Raw genomic sequence first — 12,470 nt, 5'->3', positions numbered from 1 at the left:
TTCAGTACATCACCATCAATTATAAGCTAAAAACTTAAAATTGCTTAGGTAATGAAAGTGTTTTTTTCACATAATTTAGCGCTTTATCGATAACTTCTTCGATAGACATACTGGTTGAATCCAATATTAATGCGTCTTCAGCGGGCGCTAACGGTGCAACTGTCCGGTTACGGTCGCGATAATCGCGTTCCTGTATCTCGGATAAAAGACGTTCAAAGTTAACACTAAAGCCTTTTTCCTGCAACTGTAGCATACGTCTGCGCGCACGTTCTTCCGCGCTGGCATCAAGGAATATTTTCACCGGCGCATCAGAAAACACCACCGTTCCCATATCCCGACCATCAGCAATCAAACCCGGAGCAATGCGAAAAGCACGTTGACGCCGTAACAACGCCTCACGAACCCGGGGGAAAGCGGCTGCCTGTGAAGCAGTATTTCCCACCGTTTCGGTACGAATTTCATTACTGACATCTTCACCTTCAAGTATCACATTTAACTTCCCTTCTTCCGGGACAAAACGGACATCAAGATTAGCCGCCAAAGGAACTAACGCGTCTTCGGACCGAATATCCACCTGATGATGAATCGCCGCCAGCGCCAATACCCGATAAATAGCGCCTGAATCAAGCAATTGCCAGCCTAAAGCTTTCGCCAGTGCCTGACATAAAGTGCCTTTACCCGCGCCACTTGGCCCATCAACAGTTACTACTGGGGCTATCGCCACCATTATTATTCTCCTTTCGCATGGCGAATTCATTCTTCGCCGGATGCTGAATATTTACTCAATAAAACAATCAATAATCTGTAGTTTATTATACGCCATCAAAAAGGAAGCGGCATAAGCGGATTCTACGGTAAGTAGGTATTGATCAAAGAAATACGCTTTATTGAGTCATAATCATCGCCAGTTATGACTTCCGCCGGCTTAATCTTTCCAATTGATTGAAATAATCCGGGAAGGTTTTTGCTGTACAACCGGGATCGAGGATAGTAACCGGTGTATCAGACAGGGCCGCCAGTGAGAAGCACATTGCCATCCGGTGATCATTATAGGTGCCAATTTCTGCCGGTCGTAATCTTTGTGGCGGTATAATCCGGATGTAATCTTCCCCTTCTTCCACCTCCGCACCCACTTTACGCAATTCAGTTGCCATTGCATGGAGCCGGTCAGTCTCTTTCACCCGCCAGTTGTAAATATTGCGAATAACCGTCTCCCCTTCAGCAAACAGCGCGGTCGTCGCGATTGTCATTGCAGCATCAGGGATCGCATTCATATCCATATCAATGCCAGTCAGAGTACCACGTTCACATTCAATGAAGTCATCACCCCAGCGAATTTTCGCCCCCATTTTTTCCAGGACATTGGCAAATTTGGTATCCCCCTGAAGACTGTTTTTGCCAATTCCAGTCACACGCACACTGCCACCTTTGATTGCCGCCGCCGCCAGAAAGTAGGAGGCAGAAGACGCATCACCTTCAACCAGATAGTGGCCGGGAGAGTGGTATTTCTGCCGGCCTTTAATATGGAAAACCTGATATTGATCGTGACTTACGGTAATTCCGAAACTTTTCATTAGCGCCAGAGTGATATCAATATAAGGTTTGGAAACCAATTCACCCTGAATATGAATTTCAGAGTCATTTTCCGCCAATGGCGCAGTCATTAACAACGCAGTCAGAAACTGACTAGAAACACGACCATCTACGGTCGCTTTACCGCCAACAAAACCGCCTTTAATGTGTAACGGCGGATAATTTTCCTGCTCCAGATAATCAATTTCCGCGCCCCCCTGACGCAAAGCATCCACAAGATGACCAATCGGGCGCTCTTTCATCCGGGGTTCGCCAGTGAGAATGACGTCATTTTTGCCAAGGCATAAAGCAGCAGCCAATGGGCGCATTGCGGTGCCGGCATTGCCAAGAAACAGTTCCACCGGCCCTTTGCCGGTAATCACCTCACCCATACCGTCAACTTCACAACAGGTACGATCATCAGACAGACGATAACTGACCCCCAATGCCGTCAAGGCATTGAGCATATGGCGAATATCATCACTATCCAGCAAGTTAGTCAGACAAGTTGTGCCTTTGGCCAAAGCCGCCAGTAATAGTGCACGGTTGGAAACGCTTTTTGACCCTGGCAGGTTAATAGTTCCATTAATGGAGAAAATAGGTTGTAGCGTCAGGGATTGCATAAATAACAGGATCTCCGATTCTCAATTAAATTATTTTTAAGTATAAGTGAGTAATTTTTACGTTTGGAAATATTTCCTTAACCCTGAATATTCCGGGAGCATCTGTTCCCGGTCATAGTTGGCAAGTTAGCCGTTACGGCGCTCAAAATCAGCCATAAAATCAGCCAAAGCCTGAACGCCTTCTATCGGCATAGCATTATAAATAGAAGCACGCATACCGCCGGAAACACGGTGTCCTTTCAGTGCCTGCAATCCTTGCGCCTCTGCTTCTGCCAGAAATTTGCTGTCCAGTGAAGCATCTGCCATTTGGAACGGTATATTCATCAGGGAACGATTTTCAGGGGCAATTTGGTTGCGATAGAAATCACTGTTATCAATGGCATGATAAAGCAGCCCGGCTTTGGCTTGGTTACGTTTTGCCATCTCTTGCACCCCGCCTTGCTCTTTCAGCCACTTGAAGACCAAGCCGGAGAGGTACCAAGCAAAAGTTGGCGGTGTGTTGAACATGGAGTCATACTCCGCCAGAACGGTATAGTCAAAAATAGACGGTGTTTCTTTGCGGGCTTTACCTAATAAATCTTCACGAACAATAACCAGTGTGAGCCCCGCCGGACCAATATTTTTCTGCGCTCCCGCATAAATCATACCATAACGGCTGATATCCAACGGCCCGGAAAGAATTGAGGAAGAGTAATCCGCAATAATAACTTTATTATCATCAAAATCTGGATCTTCATGAATGGCGATACCATCAATGGTTTCATTCGGGCAATAATGGACATACGCCGCATCATTGCTTAATGACCATTCACTGATTGGTTTAACGCCTTTCAAGCCATTAATTTCGTTTTTGATATTAATCACATTCGGCGTGCAATATTTTTTTGCTTCTTTGACTGCACATTCCGCCCAGTAACCGCCATCAATATAATCAGCTTTAACATTGTCACCCAGAAAGTTCATTGGGATAGCAGCAAATTGACCGCGAGCGCCGCCGTGGCAAAACAATACCTTATAATTTTCAGGTACTGACAATAAATCCCGCAGGTCATGTTCAGCTTCTTTTGCTACAGAGATAAATTCTTTACTGCGGTGACTGATTTCCATAATCGAAGTCCCGATACCATGCCAGTTACAAAGCTCTTGTTCTGCTCTGCGCAATACTTCAACTGGTAACATTGCTGGGCCTGCACTGAAATTATATACCTGACTCATTTACTTCACTCCATCTGACGAAATGATAATAATAACAATAAGAATCTGATATATCGGTTGTATCATTCCCCTTTCATTGCTGCAATGGTTATTCAAACGTTGATCAAAACTATCGCAAAAATAGCCAATAAACTTGTTCATTCAGCGCTATCACAGGTGAACTTCTTATTTTTTCTCCTTTTTATTCACCGTCGTTAGAGGGAGGAATAACTTAAATGGCGAATCGGGTAAAGCAATAAAACCGTGATACTGGTAAAATTGCGCTGTATTATCATCTTTTGCGTCAACAAACAGTGCATAAGACGCAATTTCGGAACGAATGGTTCTCTCAAGAGCATCGGCCAGCAACGCTCCACCTAATCCCTGATTTCTGAATGCCCGATCAACGGCTAACCTCCCCATCCGCACTGCCGGCACTGTTGGGTATCGTGGCAGTGTCTTGATCATGGCCGCCGGGAGGTCGGTCAACTGTATACTGGCAGCAGCCAGAGTATAATATCCGGCCACACGGTGATCATGAAGTACAACAAAACAAGCTGCTACACGGCGCCTAACATCTTGACCAACCTGTCTCTGAAAGTAACCATCCAGAGGTTCTGAACCACTGTAGAATGAATCACGATCGTGTTCTTCGTTGAGTTGCATAACATTAAACATCAGGAACTCATTCTGATCGTAACAGAGAGCGGCGACGTGCGAATGCACGCTCAAGCGCCGGAGTAGGTTCCGGTGGATTCAGTAACGCCTGCGCAAAACATGTCTGATCAGCCAGAGACAAACGGAGTACATCTGATTGCTCAATCGCGCGCCGCGCGGCATCTTGTGCAGCAGACACGACAAAATCAGTCATAGTACGTCCCTGAATTTCAGCGGCACGTTTAATCAGGGCATGTAGATCAGGACTCATGCGCGCCTCAAAACGGGCTGTGGAAGTAGCCATAATACACCTCAACTAAAATCGTACGGTAAATTTCCGTACGAGTAATATCTTAACCACTTTTTGGACAGAACACTACCACTGTTAAGCAATTGCTCAAGCAAGAAATATCAGGGCGCATTTCACACCCTCATGCGCCCTTCTGTTATCCCGGAATTCATTCAATATTTAACAAACATCTCGTGAATTTTTACCGGATCATGAGTTTTAGTCAGGGCTAATTGCAAAAGCACTCTGGCCTTTTGCGGATTCAAGCGTTCAGACGCGACAAAACCATATTTGCTATCATCCACTTCCGCATTCTGAGTCACGTAACCCACCGGTACACGGCTTGCTCTCACGACCACAACCCCATCTTTAGCGGCTTTAGCCAGGGTATCGAAAATCGTTTTGTACATATTACCGTTACCCACCCCTGCGCTGACAATCCCTTGATAGCCATCACTCAGTAGTGCTTTCGCTGGCAGATCAGAAGCATTCGCATAGTTATAAACAATCCCGACTTTTGGCAACTTATCCAATTTACTGATATCAAAAATAGCCTTATCCGCTTTCGGCTTCGCTTCAGCGTAATAATTGACTTTGCCATTATGAACAAAACCTTCAGCACCGGCATTAATTGGCTGGAACGCCTGAACTTCCGTCGTACTCATTTTCACCACAGTACGCCCGCTGATAACAGCATCATTCATTGCCATCAACACACCACGGTTGGCTGATTCTTTATCACCCGCAACCACCACAGCGTTATACAGATTCAATGGACCATCAGCGCCAAGCGCCGTAGATGGGCGCATTGCGCCAACCATCACAATCGGTTTCTGGCATTGGGTCGTCAGATCGAGGAAGTAAGCCGTTTCTTCCATCGTGTCTGTACCGTGGGTGATAACAAAACCATCAGTCTCGTCACAATCTGCGTTGATTTTCTTCGCCAGTGTCAGCCACACCTGATCATTCATATCTTGTGAGCCAATACTAAACACCTGCTCACCTTTCAGGTTGGCGATATCTTTGATTTCAGGAACAGCATTGACTAATACATCAATCCCAACTTTTCCAGCAACATAATTGGATTCTGTTGCAGATTTGCCCCCGCCTGCAATCGTTCCTCCTGTTGCTAAAAGCGTAATATTTGGCAAAGCAATAGCTGAACCGCTGATTAATGCCAATAAACTGGCTAAAGCTGTGTGTTTCATCTTTTTCATACTGCTTTCCTTAATAAAAAATATCCTATTTGATTATGAATGATAATATCAGTAAATCTGCGATGCATACCAGACTTTAGCTACTGAAAAAAAACTCGTATGATGAGCGTTCTGTAATGAGCCCCCATAAGTGAATACCATGACGCAAACCTTTATTCCCGGCAAAGACGCCGCGCTGGAAGACTCAATCAATAGCTTTCAGCAAAAACTGCAACATCTTGGCTTTAATATCGAAGAAGCCTCCTGGCTGAATCCGGTCCCTCATGTCTGGTCAGTGCATATCCGCGACCGCGATTGCCCTTTATGTTTTACCAATGGCAAAGGCGCAAGTAAAAAAGCCGCTTTAGCTTCTGCTTTAGGGGAATATTTTGAACGTTTGTCAACCAACTATTTTTTTGCTGATTTCTACTTAGGACAAGCTATCGCTAACGGTGATTTTGTCCATTATCCCAATGAGAAATGGTTTGCTCTACCAGAAGATAATTCCCTGCCGGAAGGTATTCTGGATACCCGGTTACGTCAGTTTTACGATCCTGAGAATGATTTATGTGCAAGTCAGTTAGTTGATTTGCAATCAGGTAATGAAGAGCGCGGGATCTGCTCACTGCCATTTACCCGTCAATCTGATCATCATACCGTTTATATTCCAATGAATATTATTGGCAATCTTTATGTTTCCAATGGTATGTCAGCAGGCAATACAGTCAATGAAGCCAGAGTTCAGGGGTTATCAGAAGTTTTTGAACGCTATGTAAAAAACCGGATTATCGCCGGAGGCATCAGCCTGCCGGAAATTCCCCAAGAAGTGATGAATCGTTATCCTGGGGTTGTTGAAGCGGTTAATAAATTACAGGATGAAGGCTTCCCGCTCTACTGTTACGACGCTTCTCTTGGTGGGCAATTCCCGGTTATTTGCGTGGTTCTGTTTAATCCCAATAATGGCACCTGTTTCGCCTCTTTTGGCGCTCATCCTGAATTTGGCGTGGCACTGGAACGTACAGTTACCGAACTGTTGCAGGGCCGCAGTCTAAAAGATCTGGATGTGTTCAATGCCCCCACTTTCGATAATGAAGAAGTTGCGGAACATACCAATCTGGAGACCCACTTTATTGATTCGAGCGGATTAATCAGTTGGGATTTATTCAAACAAGATGCTGATTATGCATTTGCTGACTGGAATTTCAGCGGCACCACAGAAGAAGAATTTGCCACTTTGATGGCTATCTTCAAACAGCTGGGTGCGGAAGTTTATATTGCTGACTACGAACACCTTGGTGTTTATGCCTGCCGTATTCTGGTGCCGGGTATGTCTGATATTTATCCCGTGGAAGATTTGCATATTGCCAATAACACCATGGGGGTTCATCTACGTGAAACTTTACTCGCGCTACCGGGTAGTCAATGGCAACCGGAGGAATATCTGGCACTGCTCAAGCAATTAGATGACGAAGATCTGGACGATTTTACCCGTGTCCGTGAACTGCTTGGCATTGCTGTTGGTAAAGATAATGGCTGGAGCAATTTACGTATTAGTGAACTGAAATCCATGTTGGCGCTGGCGGCCGGTGATCTGGAACAAGCGCTGATTTGGGTAGAATGGACTCTGGATTTTAACGCCTCAGTCTTTACGGCTGAACGGGCTAACTATTATCGCTGTCTGCAAACACTGCTTTTACTTGCTCAGAAAGCAGATAAAAAGCCGGCACAATATTACCAAGCATGCGTAAAAATGTACGGACAGGATGCGGTTGAAGCAGCTTCAGCGGCTATTTCTGGTGAAAATTGTTTTTACGGCTTGTGGTCAGTCGATGCAGATTTAAAATCACTATCCGCTCATCAGGCTTTATTAGCCGCTTATGAGAAACTGCAAAAAGCAAAACGTGATTTCTGGAACGCAAAATAAAATTGTAGAAAAGACAATTTTTCATTAAAGGTAAAATACAGGTTAAATTCAATTTATTTAAAACAACAAATAAATAACAATTTAACCTGTTATTTTACTTACCAAACTTCCCTCTAGTGATTAAATAAAAAAAATCAATAATTTTTAAAATTTTTTTATTTTATTAAAATCAATAAATTAACGGAGATTTTAACCAATTCACATCCCAAAACAACGTTCACTCTCTGAGGATTATGATCTATATCAAGTTTACATCCTCATGCCTTTGTTATTATCGTTACGTACCATAACTAATTAATCATAAAGAGAATGTTAGTATGAAAGCTGACACCCCTTTTAATTTATTATCGCCTGCGGTAATAGCAAAATTCGCTGACGATGTTGGTGTTTATAAAACCACCAAACATCCTGCAATCACCTATATATCAGCAATAACTGCCGGTTTTTTTATTTCTATTGCCTTTGTTTTTTACATTACCGCTACCACAGGAACTGAATCTGTCCCTTATGGGTTAGCTAAATTAGTCGGCGGAATCTGTTTCTCACTGGGGTTAATGTTAGTTGTGGTTTGTGGGGCAGATTTATTTACTTCCACCGTACTGACGATTATTTCCAAAGCAACCGGGCGTATAACCTGGCATCAAATGTTTAAAAACTGGATTAACGTTTATTTTGGTAATTTAATTGGTGCGTTATTTTTTGTCGCTATTATCTGGTTTGCCGGTCAATATCGTGTTGCTAACGGATTATGGGGCCTGAATGTATTACAAACTGCTGATCATAAAGTGCACCATACTTTTATTGAAGCTGTATTCTTAGGCATTCTTGCCAACTTGATGGTTTGTCTCGCCGTTTGGATGAGTTATGCCGGACGTAGCTTACTGGACAAAATATTTGCCATGATTTTACCCGTAGGCATGTTTGTCGCCAGCGGCTTTGAGCACAGTATTGCTAACATGTTTTTAATTCCGCTTGCTATTGTTATTAAGAATTTCGCACCAACCGAATTCTGGAGCAATGTGGGAGCAACACCTGAACAATTTTCTCAACTCACTATTTCACACTTTATTACTGACAATTTAATTCCAGTCACTATTGGTAACATTATCGGTGGCGCAGTTTTAGTGGGTTTGACTTACTGGTTAATTTATCTGCGTAGCGAGCAAAAATATTAATTAGCTCCCTCGCCTGATTTTTCAAAAGTTCGATTATTAAATAAGGTAGACGTATCATGACTGAGTTAAATGAAAAATTCTCTGTAGCATGGCAAAGTTTTAATCAGAGTGACTGGCAAAACGAAGTCAATATTCGTGATTTCATCCAGAAAAACTATACGCCATATGAGGGTGACGAATCTTTCCTCGCAAGCTCTACCAAAGCAACCGATGCTTTGTGGGAAAAAGTCATGGAAGGTATCAAAATCGAAAACCGTACTCATGCGCCGGTTGATTTTGACACTGATGTCGCTGCTACCATTACTTCCCATGATGCGGGTTACATCGAAAAAGATCTGGAAACTATCGTTGGCCTGCAAACCGAAGCCCCGCTGAAACGCGCTCTGATTCCATTTGGCGGCATCAAAATGGTGGAAGGATCATGTAAAGTTTATGGCCGTGAACTCGATCCTAAACTGAAACAAATTTTCACTGAATATCGTAAGACACATAACCAGGGTGTGTTTGATGTTTACACGCCAGATATTCTGAAATGCCGGAAATCCGGTGTGCTAACAGGTTTGCCTGATGCTTATGGCCGTGGTCGTATCATTGGTGACTATCGCCGAGTTGCGGTATACGGTATCGACTATCTACGTGATGATAAATTCGCCCAATTCAATTCGTTGCAGGAAAAACTAGAAAACGGCGAAGATCTGGCGATAACCATTCAGTTACGCGAAGAGATTGCCGAACAGCATCGCGCTCTGAGCCAGATTAAAGAGATGGCCGCTAAATATGGCTATGATATTTCTGGTCCCGCAACTAACGCTAAAGAAGCGGTGCAATGGACTTACTTCGCTTATCTGGCGGCGGTTAAATCTCAGAATGGCGCCGCTATGTCCTTCGGGCGCGTATCCAGTTTCCTGGATATCTACATCGAACGCGACCTGAAAGCCGGTAAACTGACAGAAATCGAAGCTCAGGAATTGATCGACCATCTGGTCATGAAACTGCGTATGGTTCGCTTCCTGCGCACGCCTGAATATGATGAACTGTTTTCCGGCGACCCAATCTGGGCAACAGAATCTCTGGCCGGTATGGGAGTGGATGGCCGTACTCTGGTGACGAAAAGCAGTTTCCGTTTCCTGAACACTTTATACACCATGGGTCCATCGCCCGAACCCAACATGACTATCCTGTGGTCTGAAAAACTGCCTATAAGTTTCAAAAAGTTCGCCGCAAAAGTTTCCATCGACACCTCCTCTTTACAGTATGAGAACGATGATCTGATGCGTCCTGACTTCAACAATGATGACTACGCTATCGCCTGTTGTGTCAGCCCGATGATCGTGGGTAAACAGATGCAATTCTTCGGCGCCCGCGCAAACCTGGCGAAAACTATGCTGTACGCAATCAACGGCGGCGTGGATGAAAAACTGAAAATGCAGGTTGGCCCAAAAGAAGCGCCAATGAAAGATGAAGTCCTGGACTACGACAAAGTGATGGCCCGTATGGATCATTTTATGGATTGGCTGGCAAAACAGTATGTTACCGCACTGAACATCATCCACTATATGCATGATAAATACAGCTATGAAGCGGCATTGATGGCGCTGCATGATCGTGATGTTTACCGTACTATGGCGTGTGGTATCGCCGGTCTGTCTGTCGCTGCTGACTCGTTGTCTGCAATCAAATATGCCAAAGTCTCTCCGATCCGTGACGAAGAGGGTTTAGCTGTTGATTTCAACATTGAAGGTGAATACCCACAATTCGGTAACAACGACCCCCGCGTTGATGATATCGCCTGTGATCTGGTTGAACGTTTCATGAAAAAAATCCAGAAACTGAATACTTATCGTAACTCGGTACCGACACAATCCGTTCTGACCATCACTTCTAACGTGGTATATGGTAAGAAAACCGGCAACACACCTGATGGACGTCGCGCTGGCGCCCCATTTGGGCCGGGCGCTAACCCAATGCACGGCCGTGATCAGAAAGGGGCCGTCGCTTCTCTGACCTCTGTTGCTAAACTGCCATTCGCCTATGCAAAAGATGGTATCTCTTATACTTTCTCTATCGTGCCGAATGCGTTAGGTAAAGATGATGAAGCGCGTAAAACTAACCTGGCAGGTTTGATGGATGGCTATTTCCACCACGAAGCAGCAATTGAAGGTGGTCAACATCTGAACGTCAACGTAATGAACCGAGACATGTTGCTGGATGCAATGGAAAACCCTGAAAAATATCCTCAATTAACCATTCGGGTATCGGGTTACGCTGTGCGTTTCAACTCACTGACGAAAGAACAGCAACGGGATGTTATCACCCGTACTTTCACGCAATCTATGTAATCATGTGTTGCCAAAAGGCCCTGAATGCTGGGGCCTTTATTCATTTATCCCGTCAGTTTTGGAGCAATCCTGTTATGTCCGTACTTGGCCGTATCCACTCTTCCGAATCCTGTGGCACTGTTGATGGCCCAGGCATCCGGTTTATCGTCTTTTTTCAGGGCTGTCTGATGCGCTGCCTCTATTGCCATAACCGCGATACATGGGATACCCACGGTGGTAAAGCAGTCACTGTCGAAGAATTGATGAAAGAGGCAACAACCTATCGTCATTTTATGAACGCCTCAGGCGGCGGCGTTACCGCATCGGGTGGTGAAGCCATTCTTCAAGCTGAATTTGTACGTGACTGGTTTAGAGCTTGCCATACCGAAGGTATTCATACCTGTCTTGATACCAATGGATTTGTCCGCCGCTATGATCCGATTATTGATGAACTGCTGGATGCAACTGATCTTGTTATGCTTGATTTAAAACAGATCAATGATGAAATCCACCAACAGCTGGTTGGAGTTTCAAATCACCGAACTTTGGAGTTTGCCCGCTATCTGGCTAAACGTAATCAAAAAACCTGGATTCGTTATGTTGTCGTTCCTGGTTGGTCTGATGATGAGGAATCCGCTCATATGCTGGGTGAATTTACCAGGAATATGAAAAATATTGAGAAAATTGAACTTCTGCCCTATCACGAACTGGGTAAGCATAAATGGATTACCCTAGGCGAGGAATATAAGCTGGAAGGTGTTAAACCTCCTGCAAAAGAGACAATGGACAGAGTTAAAGGTATTTTGGAAAGTTATGGGCAAAAGGTTGTGTATTGAATTTCTTACCCCCATTCCTGAAATGAAATGTGAAGTACAGTAAAACTGAAAATCGGATTAGTCCGGTTTTCAAGATTAAAATAAAAAAGAAACATCTATCAATTCAAGCATAATTTCTTCGAAAGACAAAAATGCATTCAGGAAATAACCAAAGAATTGCTATTGATATAATTATACTAACACTCCTGCGTCTAAAACACGCTTAAGAAAATATCCTTATAGGCAAAAATAAATATTGACTTATGATTTGCATGGTATATTTTTAGTACATCGCACTATATTAAGTTAAGCTTCAAAGAAACAGGTTGTTTGTCATGGACACTTTAGATGAATTCTATGAAAGGAACCCTTGGGCCAGAGGGTACTTTGATAATAGTACCAATGAAGAAAGGAAACTTCTAAAAATTCAGATGGATAAACAAAATGAGTTGATGGTGCTCATGGATAGAGTTGCCAACAAATATATGAAATGGAGCCTGGCTAAAGACCATTTTATTCATGAAGTTATTGCTTATTCTGAAGATATCACCGCAAAGATAAATACCGGGGAGCTTTCAATCTCTGAGGCAATAGCTTCATTGGATGAAGAAATGCGATCGTTAGAAAAACAGGATGCAATGCTTTCTCAAAAGAGAGTAAGGCAAGTTATCGTTGTAAAGAAAAAAACGCCAGATGAGAATACTAAA

General features: G+C 43.8%; 10 protein-coding genes and 1 pseudogene. 5 read left to right on the top strand and 6 right to left on the bottom strand.

What is annotated here, in order from left to right:
• Positions 1–34 precede the first annotated feature (34 nt).
• The 6 genes from cmk to ansB form a co-directional block, all read right to left on the bottom strand.
• Positions 35–727, bottom strand: coding sequence for a (d)CMP kinase (cmk, locus tag ABR397_RS17955; RefSeq protein WP_350306925.1), 693 nt, complete (start codon positions 725–727; stop codon positions 35–37).
• 181 nt (positions 728–908) lie between these two features.
• Entirely contained in the window at positions 909–2,195 is a 1,287-nt protein-coding gene (gene aroA, locus ABR397_RS17950; RefSeq protein ID WP_350306924.1) for a 3-phosphoshikimate 1-carboxyvinyltransferase, read from the bottom strand.
• Between the two features lie 126 nt (positions 2,196–2,321).
• Positions 2,322–3,410, bottom strand: coding sequence for a 3-phosphoserine/phosphohydroxythreonine transaminase (gene serC / locus ABR397_RS17945; protein ID WP_350306923.1), 1,089 nt, complete (start codon positions 3,408–3,410; stop codon positions 2,322–2,324).
• Positions 3,411–3,575: 165 nt separating this feature from the next.
• The gene (locus ABR397_RS17940; protein WP_350306922.1) at positions 3,576–4,067 is read right to left on the bottom strand and encodes a GNAT family N-acetyltransferase; all 492 of its coding nucleotides are present in this window, start codon (positions 4,065–4,067) and stop codon (positions 3,576–3,578) included.
• A 7-nt stretch (positions 4,068–4,074) separates the two neighbouring features.
• Positions 4,075–4,350 carry a type II toxin-antitoxin system TacA family antitoxin gene (locus ABR397_RS17935; RefSeq protein WP_350306921.1) on the bottom strand — a complete coding sequence of 92 codons (276 nt, stop codon included), beginning with the start codon at positions 4,348–4,350 and terminating at the stop codon, positions 4,075–4,077.
• 158 nt (positions 4,351–4,508) lie between these two features.
• Complete coding sequence (ansB, locus tag ABR397_RS17930; protein WP_350306920.1) at positions 4,509–5,552, bottom strand: L-asparaginase 2; 1,044 nt, start codon at positions 5,550–5,552, stop codon at positions 4,509–4,511.
• 139 nt (positions 5,553–5,691) lie between these two features.
• Here ansB and ycaO point away from each other — a divergent pair, with 139 nt between their 5' ends.
• The 5 genes and pseudogenes from ycaO to ABR397_RS17905 form a co-directional block, all read left to right on the top strand.
• Positions 5,692–7,455 (top strand): 30S ribosomal protein S12 methylthiotransferase accessory factor YcaO, encoded by a 1,764-nt coding sequence (gene ycaO / locus ABR397_RS17925; protein WP_350306919.1) that lies wholly within the window; start codon positions 5,692–5,694, stop codon positions 7,453–7,455.
• Positions 7,456–7,772: 317 nt separating this feature from the next.
• Positions 7,773–8,630, top strand: coding sequence for a formate transporter FocA (gene focA, locus ABR397_RS17920; protein ID WP_350306918.1), 858 nt, complete (start codon positions 7,773–7,775; stop codon positions 8,628–8,630).
• A 56-nt stretch (positions 8,631–8,686) separates the two neighbouring features.
• Complete coding sequence (gene pflB, locus ABR397_RS17915; RefSeq protein WP_350306917.1) at positions 8,687–10,969, top strand: formate C-acetyltransferase; 2,283 nt, start codon at positions 8,687–8,689, stop codon at positions 10,967–10,969.
• 74 nt (positions 10,970–11,043) lie between these two features.
• Positions 11,044–11,784: a pyruvate formate lyase 1-activating protein gene (gene pflA, locus ABR397_RS17910; RefSeq protein ID WP_350306916.1), complete on the top strand. Its 741-nt coding sequence runs from the start codon at positions 11,044–11,046 to the stop codon at positions 11,782–11,784.
• Positions 11,785–12,098: 314 nt separating this feature from the next.
• Positions 12,099–12,470, top strand: a pseudogene (locus ABR397_RS17905) (DUF4225 domain-containing protein); the annotation flags it as partial.

Source organism: Photorhabdus viridis (assembly GCF_040256935.1).
In the GTDB taxonomy this organism is placed as follows: Bacteria; Pseudomonadota; Gammaproteobacteria; order Enterobacterales; family Enterobacteriaceae; genus Photorhabdus; species Photorhabdus viridis.
The sequence above is the reverse complement of the archived record's forward strand: the minus strand, read 5'-3'. Positions and strand labels throughout refer to the sequence as shown.